The sequence below is a fragment of the Pseudomonas sp. 478 genome (assembly GCF_003254125.1).
Classification (GTDB): domain Bacteria; phylum Pseudomonadota; class Gammaproteobacteria; order Pseudomonadales; family Pseudomonadaceae; genus Aquipseudomonas.
In genome coordinates, this window is sequence record NZ_QKZG01000017.1 from 80,857 (window position 1) to 99,036 (window position 18,180).

Sequence of the window (18,180 nt, forward strand, 5' to 3'; positions counted from 1 at the left end):
GTTCAGGTAATCTCCAGCTGACGAAGACGGGTTTCGATGCGTTGCACGCCGAGGTTGGTCTGACGTTGCAAACCGCCGTTCCAGCTGAGCAGCGGCGGCGCCTCGCGACCGAGTTTCATCGGGCCTGCGCCGCGCACCAGCAACACCAGAGTGCAATCCAGGTCCGGGCCGAAATACAGCGCGCTGAGGCTGGCCAGCGCCGGGTGCGATTCGCCATCCGGTAAAAACCGTGCAGCCTGGGCCGAGGTCAACGGGCCAAGGGTCAGGCGGTAGCCGGCATGCTCATCCCAGACCCGAGTGCCGGCCACGGCTGTGCGGCCCAGTTGCAGGTTGCGCCCGCCCGGGATCATGCGGCTGCGGCTAGCGGGCGGGATCTCGCGCCAGGCGCCTTCGTAGGCGCTGAGTTCCACCGGCAGTTCGAAGTGCTCGCGCACAATGGCAGCGAAACCCGCGAGGGAGCGGCGGCCGTCGGCGAACAGTGCGCTACACGCCAGCACGGCAGAGTCGGGCACGGCTTGGCGTTCTTGCAAGGATTTGGGCAACAACCCGGTCAGCGCCCTCAACTGAGCCTGAACCGCCGAGGCGCCGGGGACGGTGAACCCCACGGCAATCCGGTGTTTGCGCATTACCTTGTACAACAGGCTCAGCAAGCGATGCTGGAACAGGTCGAGGAACTCGGCCGGTGCATGATCCTTGGCTCGAGCCCGTTGTTGCAGCCATTCCTGATAGGCGTAGGGCAGGGGGCCGTCAGGGCCACCGAGGCCGAACACCGGTGTGCAGAGGATCGGAGGCTCGCCGGGTTGCTGGGTCAGGCTTTCGATTTCGCTGGCAGCAAACAACGGCGTCAACGGCCCGCGCAGGCGAATGGCTTCCGCCTGGGGTGAGGTGCCGCTACCGAGGGATTCGGCTTGCGGATGTTCACGCTCCAGCAGCAAGAGCGCCTGCAACAGTTCAAATGCTTGCGGATCGCGTCGTAGTTTTTCACTCAGGTTTAGAGGGAGAGCGGCATGCCGGCTTGGGGTTGCCATGTTTTCACCTCCTTGTCTGACTGGACCAGGACCGTGCGCACGAAGCGATTGGCCGTGGCATACAGTGAAAAGAATTGCGCCAGCACGCCCGAAAATAACACCGCGCTGCTGCCGACAAAATGCTGCGAATCAAGTTGCAAACTCACTTCCAACCCATTGCGCCAACCGCGCCAGGCGTCTTCGCCGACATGGCCGATCACTCGCTCGCAGCCAAGGCTCAGCAAACCCTCGATCTGCCGCAAGGCGCTGGCCTCGTCACGCAGGTTGTGCAGCTGGAGAATTTCCTTGAGCGCATCCAGCGCCTGCGGTCCTTCGACCAGCGACAAATGATTGAGGGTCAGTTGCGACACCAGCCGCCAGCGCGATTCACCCTCCAGTCGCGGCAAACTTTGCGGACTCGGCGGGTTGCGCAGGCGTGCCCAGGCCACCGGCCCCGGTCGCTCAAAACCCAACGGCGTACCTGCCGCAAGGCTCTGGGCCAAGTGTCGATTGGTGCACAGCAACTCGGCGGTGAGGCTGTATTCGACGGCCTCGGCAAGAGGGTCGAGCCGGGTGTCCACCAGACTCACCAATACGTCGGTGCCCAGCCGATTCGGGGTCATGCCGCTGACCCGTCGTGCATGCCAGTAGCACTGTTTATCGCCGCCACCATGCTGGCTGCCGTAATAGGCCGGCACCCGTTGCACGCCTTGGCGGGTGGTGGCGCGCACCGCGCGGATGCTATGGATCTCGACGCTGTTTTCCCGGTGACTGTCGGCCACCAGGCGGTACTCGCTTCGGGTGCCGTCCGGACGCAGGGGCTCGGAGGTGCGCGGGAACAGGTTGATCACCGGCGCGCAACCGAGGGCGATGTCGCTGGCCTGAAGGTGCATGCGACTGGTCGGCGGGCAGTCGAAGACGATGTACAGAAACAGCGTCTGGCTGTCGCTGCTGGCGCCGGCCAGTGGCAGGTCAAAGAAGTTGAATTTGTCCGGGAAGGCAAAGTACTCGGCGAGCAGGCGCATGCCGGGATGCACACCGTCCTCGTCGGGCAGCAGGACTTCGTCGCTGGCAAACCCGACGATCTCAGGCAGCCCTGCCAATACCAAAGGCACGCTTCCCGCCGGCCCGGCCAACACCTTCACGGCGTGGGCGCCGAGCAGGTCATACAGGCAGGCATTAATCACCGGGGACGCGGCCAGATGGATGCGCAGATGCTGGATGCTCAGCTCCGACCATTGGCTTTCACCCAGGCAACGCAGACTCAGGCGCAACGCCGAACGGGCCTGGGGCACACCGGTCAGGGCTTGGGCTTCGTCGCTGCCAAGCAGCAACGCTTCGTTGATTTCCACCGGCCACAATCGAACGGCTGCACTGGTGCGAAAGTGGATGCTTTCGCCCTTGCTGGTGGTGACAAATAACGGTGTGTCCCGTGGCAATGGATAGCCGCCAGCCAGATTGCCTTTGCTCGGGTCCGGTTCGAACTGCACGATCGCGCAGGACGGCAGCGGGCGCATGGCCAAGGGGTAAAGTTGTTCCAGCAAGGCGTCGCTGAATTCGGCGTAGTCGTCATCGAGCCGCCGTTGCAGGCGCGCCGCCAGCAGCGCAAAACCTTCCAGCAGCCGTTCGACATGCGGGTCGGGGCATTCGCCGGGTGACAGTTCCAGGCGCCGGGCGACCTTGGGATAACGCTCGGCGAAAATGCTTCCGGCGTGGCGCAGCCAGGTCAGTTCGCGTTGGTAGTAGTCGAGCAGTTGCGGGTCAATCGAGTCGCTCATGACGCACCTCAAGGCCATCGCTGGCCCTCTCGATGACAAATGCCACGGGCCAGTGCTGCTGGCCACTGCGCAACTCACCGACCAGGCGAATGCACAGTTGCTGCGGATGACCGGGCACCGGATCGACCTGAACCTCGCCCAGGCGCAGGCGCGGTTCGAAATGGTTGATGGCCTCGCGCACTTCCCGCGCCAACTGACGGCGGTCATCGCTGCGCTGCTGTTGCAATGCAGTCCAGTCAGCGATGCCGTAGTCGAGAATGCTCGGTGGGGAGGTCAGCGGGCGTCGGCCGCGCCGGGTGTTGAACAAGCGCAGCAACTCCGTGCGGACCGAGTCGAGCAACCCCGGGCGGTCGAACACCTGCACGGTGTCGACCTCGCTTGAGGCGAGTCGCTCGAACAACGGTGGGAGCATGCCGGTGCCTGCCATGGCCGACGCGTCCGCTTACTTGACGAGCTTGTTGGCAGCCATGTCCCAGGTCGAGGCGGCCGTACCTTCCTTGGTACCGTCGTCTTTCTGGGCAGTGAGTTCCCATTTGATCTTGGTGAAGTTCAGGGAAAGGGTTTCCACCGGTTTACCACCCGTACCGCCGCTGACACTGACGTTCGACAGCACGACATTAGTCAGGGTGTAAATGATGAACGGCATCAGCTTCCCACTGCCTTCGGCGGCGTTGCGGCCGATGGTGATCTTGGCTTCAGGGATCGGTTTGCCGGCGCAGCAATACTCGTTGAGGGATGGGGTGGAGCTGTCGACGAATTTGGTCAGGGTGAACTCGCCGATGTGTGGCTTGCCGGAGGTCCGTTCCGAGTTGCTGACGTCGTTGGTTACCTGCATGGCCACGTTGTGGCTGTAGGACATGACTTCGATTTTGTCCGCGTAGCCCTCGAGCAGACTGTCGCCTTTGATGTCGCCGCCGAGGTCGAGAATGATTGCATCCATCGCATGAAACTCCTGAAGGTTATCGCGCTAGATAAACGGAGAACTCCCGCCGGGTTAGCCGGCGGGAGAGAGGCAGGTCAGGCGGCTACAGGTGGCGGCAGGGTGGCGACCAGGCGGATCGACGCAGTCAGCTCTTCGAGCTGGAAGTGCGGCCGCAGGAACACCGTGGCCCTGTAGGCGCCGGGTTTTCCGGCAACCTCGGTCACATCTACCCGGGCTTCACGCAACGGGTACTGCGCCTTGATCTCTTGCGGCGCGTTGTCGTTGATCAGCACGTAGTCGGCGATCCAGTTGTTGAGGTAGGTCTGCACGTTGTCGCGGGTCATGAAGCTGCCGACCTTGTCGCGCATGATCACCTTCAAGTAGTGCGCGAAACGCGAGGCGGCGAGCACGTACGGCAACATCGCCGAAATCCGTGCGTTGGCGTTGGCCTCGTTGGTGTTGTAAAGCTTGGACTTGTTGGTGGTCTGGCCACCGAAGAACACCGCCACGTCGCTGTTTTTCTTGTGGCACAGGGCGATGAAACCGAGGTCGTTGAGCTCTTTTTCCCGGCGGTCGGTGATCGCCACTTCGGTCGGGCATTTGAGTGACAAGTCACCTGAACTGGTGCGGAAGGTATGGGCCGGCAGGCCTTCGACCGCGCCACCGCCTTCGGCACCGCGAATTGCCGCGCACCAGCCGTACTTGGCGAAGGCCTCGGTGATGCGTTGCGACAAGGCCCAGGCGGCGTTACCCCACAGGTACTTGCCGTGGTCGCTGCCGTTGACGTCTTCGACGTAATTGATGCCTTCCACCGGCGAGGTTTCCGGGCCGTAAGGCAGGCGCAGCAGGAAATGCGGCAGCACCAGCGAGACGTAGCGCGAATCTTCGCTTTCGCGGAAGGAGCGCCATTTGATCAGCTCCTGACTCTCGAAGACTTTCGACAGATCGCGTGGCACGGCCAGTTCGGTGAAGCTGTTCATGTCGAACAACCTCGGGCTGGCGGCAGCAATGAACGGCGCATGGGCGGCAGCGGCGACGTTCGACAGTTTTTCCAGCAGGCCGATGTCCTGCGGGTGCCGGCCAAAGGTGTAATCACCCACCAGCAAGCTGAACGGGTGGCCACCGAAGGTGCCATATTCTTCTTCGTAGATTTTTTTGAACAGCGCGCTCTGGTCGAACTCGACGGCTTTTTCCAGATCGTTTTGCAGCTCTTTCTGAGTCACGTTGAGCAGGCGCAGCTTCAGCCGGGAACTGGTTTCGGTGTTCTGCACCAGCAGGTGCAGGCCACGCCAGGAGGCCTCGAGTTTTTGCAGGTCTGGATGGTGCAACACCTCGTTGAGCTGGGCGCTGATCAGCTCGTCGATCTGGCTGATACGGTCGTTGATCATCGCCACGGTGTCCTTGTCGATGGCCATGCCTTCGTCGAGAACCTGGGTGGCGAATTCCGCGAGCATGTCGCGGGCGTAATCCTGTTGGCTGTCGTCATGGGCCATGCGGCCTTCGGCGATGATGCGGTCTAGCAGGGACAGACTTTGCGTGGTGCTTTCACTGGTTTTGGCGGCGGCTGAAGCGGGCATGGCGACATCTCCCTAAGTGAATGAGTGATCAGGCTTGCGGTTCTGCCGGGGCTTCGGTGTCGCCTGCGGGAGCAGCGGCAGCGGTTTCCGGACGCGCAGACTTGATCTCTTGCAGGCCCTCGGTATTGGCGATGACATCGCGCAACAGCTTGTCCAGGTCATCGTTGCCATCGAGCTTGGTCAGCAGGTCACGCAGACGCTGGCGGGCTTCGAACAGGCGCCGCAGCGGGGTCACTTGCTCGACCACCTTGACCGGGTCGAAGTCGTCGATGTGTTTGAAGTTGAGCTCGATGTTGAGCTTGCTGTCGTCGCCGCTGAGGGTGTTGGTGACCTGCAAGGTGGCGCGGGGCGCGATCGAGGCGAGCACTTCGTTGAAGTTGTCGCGGTCGATTTCGGTGAAGCGCCGTTCATTCAGTTTCGCGAGTGGCTCGAGGGGCTTGCCGGAAAGGTCGGCGAGAATGCCAACGACCAATGGCAGTTCCTTTTTTTCGATGGCGTTGCCGATTTCGACGTCGTAAGTGATTTGCACCCTGGGCGGGCGGACCCTGTCGAGCTTGTGCTGAGTACTTTCTGCCATGTTGGCTGACTCCGATGCATGAGCGGGCGCAATGCATCGGGAGGCCCGCTCATCGCTTTCCCTTGCTGGACCGTAGGTTAGAAAGGGTGGCAGATGGACCTGTCGTTCCTTTGACAAACCTTCCTCGTTCGCTGTGTGGGCCGAACTATCCAAGAAGCTAGAACAGGTCTATAAAAAAGCAAGCGAAAAGATTTTTGGACTGTCTCGAGAAAAGGAAAACTCATTTTGCCTGCACGTTTTTTTGCTTTGGTCTTGTTCCTGACCCTCACCAGCTGTTCGTTATTCGGACCTCGTGTGGAGCTCGACAACCTGACCCTCGACGTTGCTCCGAAGGCCAACGACGACACCCCGATTGCCGTGGATTTTATTGCAGTGAACGACAAGGATTTGCTCAAACAATTGTCGGGCATCACCGCGCGGCAGTGGTTCACCGAGCGTGAGCAGTATCAACGCGACTACCGGCAGCTGATGACGGTCTGGGGGCTTGAGCTGGTCCCCGGTCAATTCATCGATAAACAACCCTTCCCGCTGGGGGGCAAGCGGGCGGCTGGACTTTTAGTCTTCGCCAGCTATAACACTCCCGGAGCACACCGGTTGCGGCTGGATGACCAGAGCAATGTCTGGCTCAAGTTCGACAGTCGCGAGATGACGTTGGTTGGCGACAGCCCGAACTGAATGCATCGCAAAAACGCCCATGTGCGCGGCGACACTTCGACGTCGAAAGGAATCGTATGAGCCTGTTACCTGACGCAGTTTGCTGGCACGAGGGCATGCAGTTATTGCCCCAGCATTTTCAGTTACAAGGGCTACGGGCGGAGGCGCTGGTGGCGCATTTTGCCCAGGCGTGTAATCCATGGTTCTGGGGCGTGAGTCGGGTCGAAATCGACCCCGGCGCACTCAGTGCCGGGCTGGTGCGGTTGCTCCATCTGCAAGGGACAATGCCCGACGGTTTGCCGGTCAATCTGCAAGCCGGTGTGGGACCGACACTGGAGCTCGACGTCAGCGAAACCATCAACGCCACCGACGACGCCACGGTGACGGTTTTTCTGGCGGTCAGTCCGTTGTGGCGTGCCGGGCAGTTGCTGCCGCTCAAGGGCCGACTGCAATCAGTGGTCGGCGATGCGTTGCCGGATTTAACCAGCGGCGAGTCCCCCGAATCGATCACCGTGTGGCGTCCGAATCCGCGGTTGTGCACGCAGTTGAACAAGGCCGACTCCATCTGCCTGCCGCTGCTGAAAATCCGCAAGGAGGGTGGCGGTTTTATCCCGTTGCCTTACACACCACCCACCCCCAGCCTGTTGCCGGAGTCCGTCATCGGCCGTCGGGTGGCCGGTTTGTGTGCCCGGGCGCGGGAGAAATGCATGTTCCTCGCCGGGCGTTTGCGTCAGGCGCAGCAGGCCGGCAATCAGGACGACGCGATGGAAATTCGTCGCCAGTTGACCGCACTCTGGGCCCGGCTGCCGGAAGTCGAAGGCGCGTTGGGCAGCCGTCAAGCCAACCCGCAAACCCTGTATGGCCTGTTGCTCGGACTGGCTGGCGCCTGGTCTGCATTGGACCCGTTGGCCGGAGTGCCGCCGTTTGCACCGCTGGATTTTCTGGAGCTGCAACGCGGCTATGAAGCGGTCCTCGACTGGCTGGAGAAAACCCTCGAATTGATTCGCGCCGGCTATCGCAGCCTGCCGTTTTCGCGCAGTGAACAGAGCTTCTCGATTCAACTGCCCGACGATCAGCCAAGCCAGCGCCTGGTTATCGGTTTGCGCATGCCCAACGGTGTGGGCGAGCAAGCCGCCAGCGAATGGCTGAGCGGTGCGATCATCGCGTCGCAGCCGCACATCCCGTTGCTCAGTCGCCAGCGCATGAGCGGCTTGTCCCATCAAGCCATGAGCCGTAACGAGCAAGTGGCCTACAGCGTCGGCGACGATACGCGGTTGTTTGTGGTGACGGCTGAAGGCCAATGGTTCGACGGGCAGTTGCCGTTGCTGATTGTCGCGCCGGCCTCAAAACCGGCGAGCAGCCCATGGCAAGTGGTGTTGTTTGTGACCCAGGCGAGCGAAAGTGCTTGATCAAGGAAGGGGCGTCATATGTCTGAGGGAAATGCCGGGACGGGTACACGGGGCCTCCACGAAGCACCGCTGAGCAGTGCCTTTCGCGAGGCCTGGCTGCAATGGTCCGAGGAATGGAACCAGTTACCCAAGGACAATGACGACGAGGCGCTGGTGGCGGCCGTGGTCGAACTGTCTACGCAAATTTCCCAGCGGCTGTGGCGAACGGCATTCGCTCGGGTCGGCGACGCCGCGACCGAACAGGTCAAGGCGCTGGTCTATGCCTTTGTCGCGCTGATCGATGAAACCTTGTTGTTTACCCCGTGGCCGGGCCAGTCCGCCTGGCAGGAAAAACCCCTGGAGTCGAGGATGTACGCCAGCCGTCAGGCCGGTGAGAGGCTGCCGTTGGCCATCAAGACGTTGCTGGACGAGCAGATTCCCACCACCCGCGACCTCGCCAATGTCTATTTGCAGTGCCTGGTATTAGGGTTTGAGGGGCGGCTGCGGGGCGAGCAGAGTCAGGCTCAACATGAAAAATTACGCCTGGCGCTGTTCACCTTTGCCTGGCAGCACGAAGCGGATTATGTCGATGTCAGCGCCAGGCTCGCGCAACCTTCGGCCGTGCCGCCGGTGCAGTTGCCTGTGCGTCAATCGTTGCCCGATGGCTTTCGCCTGGGCCTGGGGATACTCGCCATGATCCTGTTGCTGACCGGACTCGGCCAGTTGTTCTGGCGGGATATTCGCCAGGAGCTCGAACCGGTTTTGCAGATGACCGATTCGGTTGCCACCTCGGAGCAAGACTCATGAGCACCCTGGAGATTATCGGCCTGGCCATCGCCGTGCTATTGGTGCTGAGCATTATCGGGGTGGCGGTCTGGTGGTTGCGCACCCAGAGCGGAGCGGCGATCCGCAGTTTTTATGCCTCGGTGCGGCACATGGAGCAGGAGCAGGGCGCTCAGGACCGCTACCAGATTCCATGGTTGCTGATGCTCGGCAACGAAACCCAAGGCACACAGTTATGCAGTCAGTGGCACCTGCAACCGACGGACAAACCGGCCTGGTTCGGGCGCTGGTGGTCGGACTCCGAAGGCGCGGTATTGGTGGTGCCACAGGCGCTGTTTCTGCCGGATGAAGGCATGAACCTGCAACGGGGCGGCTGGTGGCGCTTGTTGGGGTTGATCTTGCGCTTGCGTAGCAGACGGCCACTGGACGGGGTGATCTGGACCGTGCCGGTCAGTCGCCTGGGCAATACCGAACAGGCCGCGACCCTGGGCCTGGCGGCTCGCCGACGGTTCATCGATCTATTGCAACGGTTCGGCCTGAGCCTGCCGGTGTACGTGGTCATTACCGGAATGGAAGAGCTGCCGGGTTTTCAAGAGTTGATCACGGCACTGCCGGTCGAAACCCGCGAGCAGGTGTTGGGCTGGTCCTCACCCCATGGCCCCGATGCGACCTGGCAAGCGCAATGGAGTGATCAGGCGCTGGACCAGGTTAACCGCGCCTTATCGGAGTCAATCATCGAAATCGGTGCCTTGTCCGGCCATTTGAGTGGCGAGCTATTTGGTTTGCCGGAACGTCTTGAAGCCTTGAGGCGCAACCTGCAAACCCTGCTGGAACCGGTTTTTCAGGGCAATGCCCAAGGTGAGGCGCCGCGTTTTCGAGGGGTTTATTTCACCGCCAACCAGCCGGCGCAGGACACTCTCAACGGATTTTCGGCCTACGACACCGGGTTGCAGCAAAGCACGTTTGCCCGGCAGTTGTGGCAACGGCGTGTGGTCGCCGAACGGGGGGTGGCCCAGGTTGTGCCCCGACTGTTGCGCCTGCGTCAGCGTTGGCAGCGATTGACCGGTGTGGTGGCGGTGGCGGTCGGTGTGGTCTGGGCCGTGAGCATGCTGTGGGTCTGGCAGGACTCGGTCAAGGAGGCTCATGAACTGTCGCGCCTGCTGCAAGGCGCGCAGAAGAATTACGTGGCGGTTACGGATGAGTCCCATCGACTGGAGTCGACCCGGCGCAACGTCCAGGGTTTCTGGCGAGTTCTGGAGAAGGCCCCGCAGTGGAGTTTTACTCGCGTGGTGTTTCCCACCTCCTGGTTCTCATCTCTGGACATGCAACTGGAGAATCAACTGCGCTTGACCGCCCAGAGCCATTTGTTGCAGCCGTTGCACAGCCTGCTGAGCGCGGAACTGGTGCAACTCAAGGCCATCCGCAATACGGAGCGACGTGGCAACGTCGAAAGCGAAGACCCGGCCCAATGGCAGAACTATGCCAAGGCCAAAGATCTGGTGGCGCGCGCGGTACGTCTTGAGCAACAGAATCAATGGTTCAATCAGGCGCTGAACAACCCGAAGGCGCCGCTTGAAGACCTGGCATTGTTGAGCAACAACGCGTTGTCCCTGAACCTCAATGTCGGCACGTTGCGCCATGCCGGTTTTTACAACCGGGTGTTGCTCGATACCGATAGCGGCGACTTCAAACCGCTGGACCTGGCCATGGAGCGCGCGACGATAGAGGAAAACTTTTCCGGGCTCATGGAACGCTGGCTGGACCAGTACTTTCTCGCGGACAACTTCGTGCGCCAGGCCGGTTATCTCAAGTTGCACCTGGAGCGGCTCGAGGTCGGCAGTGGCAACTCCCTGACTGAGCTTGAGGACCTGCGGGCGCTGATCGACGACCTGCAAGCGCTGATCGGCCTGACCAACTCGGCATGGAGCCGCGGCAAAGGCCAGGATCTGGTACCTGGCTATCGCGAGATGATGGACAAGGTGCGCCAGAGCATCTTGCTCGGTCCGCAGGTCGAACAGCAACTGGATCAGCAAGCGTCGAAGTTGCAGCAGAGTTTTCGCGATCAGTGGATCGCTCAGGCAGGGGCCAGAGGCAACTTGCTGGTGCAACAAGGTAGCGGGCAACTGACGTTACAAGAGCATGTCAGCCAGTTGAACAACGCGGTGCAGGCCCTGTTCAAACGCGATTTCGTGGCCATTGCCTTGCGTGCGGATCAGTCGGATGCCAGCGACATGCAGGGCCAGAATGTCGATGGCGATGACCTCAACGGCGCGCTGAACTATTTCGCCAGTTACAAGCGTTACGCCGCCGAAGAACTGCCGCGTATCCCGCCGGATTATCGCGGTGCATTGTTGCAAGCCGCCGAAGGCGCTGCGGCCAAGGCCATGTGGTTGAGCCTCAAGGAGCACAATGACCAGTCTCCTGCCTACGGGGTGTTCAATGTACAGGCGCCTCAGGCGGTGGCGTTGCAGAAAGCCTTTGTCGAGTTACGCCGCAGCGACCTGGCGACGCGTTTGCAAAGCGCCTTGAACCGACGCGCACTGAACCAGGTGGTCGACGGCCTGGGTGAAATCGTCGCCCAGCCGCTCTTCAGCGAGCGCACTGAAATCAGCCAGTGGGACGGCTCTAAAAACCTCGGTCTGCAACTGTATGGCGCCAGCGACGTGCAGGATTTGAAGCTGAGTCTCAAGCAGCAATTCAATACCATGCTGGGCATCACCGAACGGCGCACCTCGGCGCTGGAGTGGTTGAAAACCCAGCAGCAGAATCTCTCGGCGCTGGATTACGAGCGGGTGACACAATTCAGCGCACTTAACGATGAACTGCTCAAGTACAAGGACCAGAATCCCGCCAGTTCGCCGGCCCAGATCGAGCAGTTGGTGAGCCGCGACTTCATCGAAATGGATGCCACGTCCTGCGGCCAGGTCCTGCAAACCGTCAGCCTGTCCGGCGGGCGCGGGACGTTGGCCATGCGCGCCCTGGAACTGCAGCAAAGCGCCATGCAACGTTGTCAGTTTCTGCAGCAGCGGCAGGCATCGGTGGCGTGGAACGACCTGGCCAATTATTTCAATCAATACCTGGCCGAGCGCTTTCCGTTTGCCAAGGGCATTCAGGCTTCCGACGCGGACCCTGCGCGGGTTCAGCATTTTCTCGAACTGATCGACAAGCGTTTGCCCGTGGCCCAGGCCGGATTGCAGCTTAGTCAGACGCCCGAGCGCCTGGCCGCTGAGGATTTTCTCAACCGTTTGAAGCAGGCCAGTACCTGGCTGAGCCCGCTATTTGTGCGGGACAAGAGCGGCATCCTCGGCGTTGAAATGGACGTGCGCTGGCGCACCGATCGAGAGGAGGAGCGCGGTGCCGATCAAGTGATTGCCTGGGGGCTGGATGCCGGCAATCAACAGATCAGCTACCCCGGCGAAGCCCAGCCGAACCTGCGCTGGATGGTCGGCCAACCCGTCCGGTTGACCTTGCGTTGGGCCAGAAACGGTTACCAGCGCCCGGCCAACGATCCGTTGCAGCCAAGCCTGGTCGTGCGCGATCTTGAAGCCGGTTGGGAGTACGGCGGGCCGTGGTCATTGCTGCGATTGATCCGTTCGCACCAGTCGGTGCAGCGCCAGCCGAATATGGATTACACCGATTTTCCGCTGACGTTGCGCTTGCCGGTAACGGCGCAGACCGCCACTGCTGAGCAGACCCTGATGTTTGTTCGCCTGTCGCTGATGACCCAGGGCTCGAAGCTGCCGCTATCCATTCAGCCGCTGCCCACCCGAGCGCCGCGTTCGCCGTTCATGGTGACAGGGGTGACCGCGAATCTGGTGAACAATGAGGAGGGACTGTGAGCCTGCCTTCAAAACCGTTACCGGAACTGATTGTCCGGTTGCTTGAGCCGATCAGCGAGGACGCACCTTGCGGTCAGGATTTGCGCTATGAACGTGAATTCGACCAGGCGCGTGAACTGCGCCGCGAGGACGACACGAGCCTGCCGACGGGCGTCTGGCAGTCGTCGATCAAACGGGCGCAATGGCCGGAACTGGAAAAACTGACCACGACCTTGCTGCTGGAACGCAGCAAGGACCTGATGCTCTGCGCCTGGCTCGGTGAGGCCTGGTTGCATCAGGACGGGCTGGAAGGGTTACCGGGCAGTCTCGCGTTGGTTGCAGGGTTATGCGAACGCTATCCCGAGCATCTTCATCCTCAGGCTGAGGACGGTGATCAGTCATGGCGGGTAATACCGCTTGAATGGCTGTCCCGGCGCTACAGTGAAGTGTTACTGACCCGAGTGCCGTTGCTCGATCCGCGTAACAGCGAATTCGATGGCTTGTGTCTGGATGCCTGGCGGCGTTTGCAGGTGCAACAGGTGCTGGTCAATGACAGCAAGGCGGCGAAAGCCTCGGCGGAAACTGCGCGCAGTGAACAGAAGAAACTTACCGAACAGATTCGTGCAACGCCCCTGTCATTCTGGTTGCACAGCCAGGGCTGTCTGCTGATGAGCCTGCAACATCTGCAACGGCTGGAAGGCTGGAGCGATGCCTATCTCGGCACTCAGGCCCCGGGCTTCAAAGCCTTGCAGGACGTGATCGAGGCGCTATTGACGCTGGTCCAGGAGTTCATTGCCATGCACCCACGACAGTCAACCGAGGTACCTGTCGGGGCGCCATCCGTGGCGGCGTCCGGACCTGTCGATTTGCCGCAAGCGACATCGGTGCCTCAGGTGTTTCGCGAGCCGGCGAGTCGCGACGAGGCGTATCGACAATTGCTATTGATTGCCGAGTACCTGGCGCGCACCGAACCCCACAGCCCTGTCCCGTACTTGATCAAGCGCGGGGTGGAGTGGGGCAACAAGCCTCTAAGCGAACTGTTGGGCGAACTGATCTCGGCCGATGCCGAATCCCGGCGCCTGTGGACGCTGTTGGGCGTCCTTTGATCAGCGAATTGGCATGGCCATGATCGGTGTGGGCAAGGCAATGGGCGTCAATACCTGCTGACCGGAAAAGAACGCCACCAGGTTTTTCCCGACCAGTTCAACAGTCCCTTGCGTTGCCTCCGGGGACAGCCCCGCGACATGGGGCGTCAGGATCACGTTGGTCAACGCCTTGAGTGCGTCCGGCACATGAGGTTCGGCATCGAACACATCCAGTGCGGCGCCGGCAATGCGTCGCTGCTCAAGCGAGCTGATCAGGTCGGCGGTGACGATCACGCTGGCTCGGGCGATGTTGACGATGAAGCCCTGGGGGCCCAAGGCGTCGAGTACCTGTCGGTTGATCAAGTGTTTGGTGCCCAGCCCGCCGGGGGTGGCGACGACCAAAAAGTCTGATTCCCGTGCCAGTTCGGTGGGCGTCGAGCGGAAGCTGTACGGCACATCGCTGCGATGCTGGCGGTTGTGGTAACTGATCGTCATGTCGAAGCCGTGAGCGGCGCGTTTGGCGATGGCCATGCCGACCGCACCGAGCCCCAGGACACCCAGGTGTTTGCCAGCGAGGGAAGGGCGCATGATTTTCGGCCACTCACCCCGGCGCACGGCGGCATCGCAACGGGGAATGTCACGCACCAGCGACAGCAGCATCGCCATGGCATGGTCGGCGACTGAAGAGGCATTGACGCCGGCGCCATTGGTGACCGTAATGCCCCGGTTGGCGGCAGCTTGCAGATCGACGTGTTCGTAGCCCGCGCCGATCACGCAAATGATCTTGAGATTGGGCAGGGCGGTGATTTCGTCGGCATACAGGCCCAATGGGCCGCGGGTCAGCACCGCATCGATCCGGGCGCCATGCCGTGTGATGGCGTCGGCGCGCTCGGCGGGTGTCGGAGCCAGAATCAGGTGAAACCCCTGATGTTCGAGAATCGGCAGGTACTCATTGATGGTTTCAACCAGTACCAGAACGGTTGCAGGCATGCTGGGCTCCTGTGGACATCGGAAAGTCGGGGCTCGAAAGTGGCTTGAAAACGTTGCTTCAAATGGCTGATTCCGCGACGGTTTGGCATCTACCAACGATAGCAGGCTTATGGCCTTCGACCTCAGTGTAGGAGCGTTTCCGCAGCGCTTACATATCCACGGTGTTCAACACCTTTGCGAAGGCACCGTTCAGCGTTGCGTTATGGTGCTCGATGATCGACCGGGCCGGCAGCGCCGGTGTGTCCATGCAGGTATGCGCGTCGGCCACGAGTATGGGTTTGAACCCCAGTTCGGCCGCCGCCCGGCAGGTGCTGTCGATGCAATATTGGGTTTTCATGCCGGCGATGAACACCTCATTGATCCCGCTAGCCCGCAGTTGCTCCGCTAGCGCGGTGTCGTAAAAGGCATTGGGTCGGGTTTTGTCGAACAGGATATCGGCGCCGGCATCCAGATCCAGTGCGGGCAATAGCTGCCAGAAGGGGCTACCGACTTCGATGGGCGAACCTTGGGGGCCGGTATGGCGCACCGCGAAGATCGGCACGCTGCGTTCCCTGGCCTGACGAATGAGTTGCTGGATGTTCGCCAGTACCCGTTCACCGTCGTAGGGTTTTTCCGGGCCGTGGAACAGACCGACCTGCATATCGATGATCAACAGTGCTGATGACATGGGTGTTTCTCCTTGGGTGTCGTACGAAAATTGCCGAACGGACGGGAGAAACGACAAGGCCCCGGTCCATTGCTGGCGGGGCCTTGGGTTCACTGCGCTGTGTTTATCTCAGCCAGCCACCGCACGACCCGCCGGAAGCGGTCGTGGTGGTGCGGGTGAGGTTCAGCGCAGGAATATTCATGAGGCCGATCATGCAGTCGGCATCGCGGGTGTGTCAACGGCCGTGTCCGAGGTGAGAAATGTCCGGGCGGCGTCGAGAATTTCATCGGACAAGGCGTCACCCCGGGTGGCGCGGGCCAGGGTCAGGGCGCCGACCATCAGCGAATAGTCCACCAACGCTTTTTGCCGATTGGTCTCGGGCTGATCCGTGCCCATCAGCGGTGCCAGCATCTGCAACAATGCCTCCAGGCCTTGGGTGTAGGCCTGGTGCAAACCGCTTTCAGCGGTTTCATGGCACATGTCGCCGGCAAACGCGGTCACCGGGCAGCTTTCGCCCGGATTATCGCGATTGGCCGCGGACAGGTAGGGCGCGATGATGCTCTCGCGTGCCGAGAGACTGTCGTCGTTGTCTTCTATTTTCTGCTTCCAGCGCTCCATCGATTGAGTGAACGCCCGGCTGCACGCCTCTTTTGCCAGCGCTTCCCTGGATTCGAAGTGACCATAGAACCCGCCATGGGTGAGGCCGGCCGCGGCCATCACATCGACGACACTGATCCCGTGCAGGCCGCGTTCGCGAAACAGACGGGTGGCGGCCTCGACGATGATCTCGCGGTTGAGTTCGGCTTGTTTGCGGGAGACTCGGGGCATTGGCGGCTCACAGGTATATAAAAGGTAGAAATCAGCTGGCGTACTGGGCTATGCCATTGCCAAACGACCAGTTCTCTTTCTTGACCTCCACCAAATTGATGAATACATCTTCCAGGCGCACCGCCAGTTCCGCGTTAAGGCTCTCGGCAATGGTTTTGTAGAGGAGTTTCTTTTGCTCGATGGTGCGGCCTTCACTCAAGGTGATCTGAATCACCACCAGATTGTCGGTGCGATTGATGCCCAGGTAGCCGGGATCAAAAATGAAATGTTGTTCGTCGTGCTCGGCAAGAATCTGGAAGTTATCGTTCTGCGGCACGCCAATGGCGCTGTGCATGGCGGCGTAGATCAATTGCCCGACACGTTTGGCGTAAGTCGGGTCTTGATGCTTCTTGATGTCGACGCGAACGAGTGGCATGAGAGGGCTCCGCAAGTAAGGGCTGACGGTCAGCAGTGAGCATCGAAATTACATGACGGCAAACCTTTATTAAATAGATTTTTTAAAACATCTATTTAATGAAGGGTGCTAATGGATCTGATCCACACAACCACTCCTCAGCTAAGTCTTTGCTTCTGCTCATTAATCCCGGACAATCGCGCCCCTGTTTCGGCCAGGGCGCTGCCTGTCGGATTTTTCCGACTCGTCCTGACCGGGTAGCAACTGACCGGAATGCGGAGATCCCACCGGATGAATGATCAGGCCAATAGCGTCGACGAACGCTATGTATCGGCGACACCAGCGACGCTTGAGAGCTGGAATCGCCATGACACCACCTGGATGCTGGGCCTGTTTGGCACGGCCATCGGGGCTGGCACGCTGTTTTTGCCGATCAACGCGGGTCTGGGCGGCTTCTGGCCGTTGCTGGTCCTGGCGGTGTTGGCGTTCCCCATGACGTTTTACGCACACCGTGGCCTGACCCGTTTTGTGTTGTCCGGACGCGAAGGCGCGGACATCACTGAAGTCGTGGAAGAGCACTTCGGGATCAAGGCTGGCGCGCTGATCACCTTGCTGTACTTCTTCGCGATCTTCCCGATCCTGCTGATCTATAGCGTGGCCCTGACCAACACCGTGGGCAGTTTCCTCGAGCATCAACTGCACATCATGCCGCCACCGCGCGCCGTGCTGTCGCTCGTGCTGATCCTCGGCCTGTTGGCGGTGGTACGCTGCGGCGAGCAGGCGATCGTCAAGGCCATGAGCCTGATGGTTTATCCGTTCATTGTTGCGCTGCTGTTCCTCGCGGTGTTCCTGATTCCCCACTGGAACGGCGGCATCCTCGCCACCGCATCGACGCTGCCAGAACCGTCGGCACTGCTGCACACGCTATGGCTGGCGATTCCGGTGATGGTGTTCTCGTTCAACCATTCGCCGATCATCTCGGCGTTTGCGGTGGACCAGAAGCGTCGTTATGGCGATCACGCCGAAGAGCGTAGCTCGCAGATTCTGTCCCGCGCCCACGCCTTGATGGTGGTGATGGTGCTGTTCTTCGTGTTCAGTTGCGTGCTGACCCTGTCGCCGGCGCAATTGGCTGAGGCCAAGGCGCAGAACCTGTCGATCCTGTCGTACCTGGCCAACCACTTCAGCAACCCGACCATCGCCTTCGCGGCGCCGTTGATTGCCTTCGTGGCCATTTCCAAGTCGTTCCTGGGCCACTACATCGGCGCCAGCGAAGGTCTTAAAGGTCTGATCGTGAAGAGTGGCAAGCGCCCGGCACCGAAGACCCTGGATCGCATGACTGCTGCCTTCATGCTGGTGGTCTGCTGGATCGTTGCCACGCTGAACCCGAGCATTCTGGGGATGATCGAAACCCTCGGTGGCCCGATCATCGCCGCGATCCTGTTCCTGATGCCGATGTACGCGATCCGCAAGGTTCCGGCCATGGCGCGTTATCGCGGTCAGGCTTCCAACGTCTTCGTGACGGCGGTGGGCCTGGTGGCAATTTCGGCGTTGATCTATTCGCTGACTGCTTGAATCACAGGCCAGCCAACCACTGGCTGACACGCCGCTCCCACAGGGGGTTAGTGCAAACCTTGCAGGCATGAAAAACGCCGCTCATCTCACGATGGACGGCGTTTTTTTTTGCGTTGGAGAACGCACGCCCCTGATCCAGCGCACACGTCCCATGGGATTAG

16 protein-coding genes are annotated in these 18,180 nt (G+C 60.8%); 6 read left to right on the plus strand and 10 right to left on the minus strand.

Annotated features, from left to right (window positions below; translation table 11 throughout):
* Positions 1 to 2: 2 nt before the first annotated feature.
* From tssG to tssB, 6 genes are all read right to left on the minus strand, one after another.
* On the minus strand, positions 3 to 1,028 hold the full coding sequence (gene tssG / locus DFS28_RS27330; protein WP_111452262.1) for a type VI secretion system baseplate subunit TssG: 1,026 nt from the start codon (positions 1,026 to 1,028) through the stop codon (positions 3 to 5).
* Positions 992 to 2,785 (minus strand): type VI secretion system baseplate subunit TssF, encoded by a 1,794-nt coding sequence (tssF, locus tag DFS28_RS27335; RefSeq protein WP_111452263.1) that lies wholly within the window; start codon positions 2,783 to 2,785, stop codon positions 992 to 994. The genes tssG and tssF overlap by 37 nt, the downstream gene beginning before the upstream one ends.
* Complete coding sequence (gene tssE, locus DFS28_RS27340; protein WP_111452264.1) at positions 2,769 to 3,212, minus strand: type VI secretion system baseplate subunit TssE; 444 nt, start codon at positions 3,210 to 3,212, stop codon at positions 2,769 to 2,771. Before tssE ends, tssF begins: the two co-directional genes overlap by 17 nt.
* 15 nt (positions 3,213 to 3,227) lie before the next feature.
* Complete coding sequence (locus DFS28_RS27345; protein ID WP_111452265.1) at positions 3,228 to 3,725, minus strand: Hcp family type VI secretion system effector; 498 nt, start codon at positions 3,723 to 3,725, stop codon at positions 3,228 to 3,230.
* Positions 3,726 to 3,802: 77 nt separating this feature from the next.
* Positions 3,803 to 5,284, minus strand: coding sequence for a type VI secretion system contractile sheath large subunit (gene tssC, locus DFS28_RS27350; RefSeq protein WP_111452266.1), 1,482 nt, complete (start codon positions 5,282 to 5,284; stop codon positions 3,803 to 3,805).
* 28 nt (positions 5,285 to 5,312) lie between these two features.
* Positions 5,313 to 5,861 (minus strand): type VI secretion system contractile sheath small subunit, encoded by a 549-nt coding sequence (gene tssB / locus DFS28_RS27355; protein ID WP_008149836.1) that lies wholly within the window; start codon positions 5,859 to 5,861, stop codon positions 5,313 to 5,315.
* 225 nt (positions 5,862 to 6,086) lie between these two features.
* Here tssB and DFS28_RS27360 point away from each other — a divergent pair, with 225 nt between their 5' ends.
* Genes DFS28_RS27360 through tssA form a run of 5 tightly spaced genes read left to right on the plus strand, consistent with a single transcriptional unit; the run spans position 6,087 to position 13,610 of the window.
* Positions 6,087 to 6,536 (plus strand): type VI secretion protein, encoded by a 450-nt coding sequence (locus tag DFS28_RS27360; protein ID WP_111452267.1) that lies wholly within the window; start codon positions 6,087 to 6,089, stop codon positions 6,534 to 6,536.
* 56 nt (positions 6,537 to 6,592) lie between these two features.
* Positions 6,593 to 7,924, plus strand: coding sequence for a type VI secretion system baseplate subunit TssK (gene tssK, locus DFS28_RS27365; protein ID WP_111452268.1), 1,332 nt, complete (start codon positions 6,593 to 6,595; stop codon positions 7,922 to 7,924).
* An 18-nt stretch (positions 7,925 to 7,942) separates the two neighbouring features.
* Positions 7,943 to 8,710 (plus strand): DotU family type IV/VI secretion system protein, encoded by a 768-nt coding sequence (locus tag DFS28_RS27370; RefSeq protein ID WP_111452269.1) that lies wholly within the window; start codon positions 7,943 to 7,945, stop codon positions 8,708 to 8,710.
* Entirely contained in the window at positions 8,707 to 12,525 is a 3,819-nt protein-coding gene (locus DFS28_RS27375; protein WP_111452270.1) for a type VI secretion protein IcmF/TssM N-terminal domain-containing protein, read from the plus strand. Before DFS28_RS27370 ends, DFS28_RS27375 begins: the two co-directional genes overlap by 4 nt.
* Positions 12,522 to 13,610 carry a type VI secretion system protein TssA gene (tssA, locus tag DFS28_RS27380; RefSeq protein ID WP_111452271.1) on the plus strand — a complete coding sequence of 363 codons (1,089 nt, stop codon included), beginning with the start codon at positions 12,522 to 12,524 and terminating at the stop codon, positions 13,608 to 13,610. Before DFS28_RS27375 ends, tssA begins: the two co-directional genes overlap by 4 nt.
* On the opposite strand, the gene DFS28_RS27385 is transcribed toward tssA, so the two are convergent.
* The 4 genes from DFS28_RS27385 to DFS28_RS27400 form a co-directional block, all read right to left on the minus strand.
* A complete protein-coding gene (locus DFS28_RS27385) occupies positions 13,611 to 14,579 on the minus strand; it encodes a 2-hydroxyacid dehydrogenase (protein WP_111452272.1) in 969 nt (322 codons plus the stop codon).
* Positions 14,580 to 14,727: 148 nt separating this feature from the next.
* Positions 14,728 to 15,246: a cysteine hydrolase family protein gene (locus DFS28_RS27390; protein ID WP_111452273.1), complete on the minus strand. Its 519-nt coding sequence runs from the start codon at positions 15,244 to 15,246 to the stop codon at positions 14,728 to 14,730.
* Between the two features lie 189 nt (positions 15,247 to 15,435).
* Positions 15,436 to 16,053 (minus strand): TetR/AcrR family transcriptional regulator, encoded by a 618-nt coding sequence (locus DFS28_RS27395; RefSeq protein WP_111452274.1) that lies wholly within the window; start codon positions 16,051 to 16,053, stop codon positions 15,436 to 15,438.
* 31 nt (positions 16,054 to 16,084) lie between these two features.
* Positions 16,085 to 16,468: a tautomerase family protein gene (locus tag DFS28_RS27400; protein WP_111452275.1), complete on the minus strand. Its 384-nt coding sequence runs from the start codon at positions 16,466 to 16,468 to the stop codon at positions 16,085 to 16,087.
* Between the two features lie 270 nt (positions 16,469 to 16,738).
* Between DFS28_RS27400 and DFS28_RS27405 the strand changes: the two genes are divergently transcribed.
* Positions 16,739 to 18,019 (plus strand): serine/threonine transporter, encoded by a 1,281-nt coding sequence (locus DFS28_RS27405; protein WP_008149861.1) that lies wholly within the window; start codon positions 16,739 to 16,741, stop codon positions 18,017 to 18,019.
* The last annotated feature ends 161 nt before the right edge of the window (positions 18,020 to 18,180 follow it).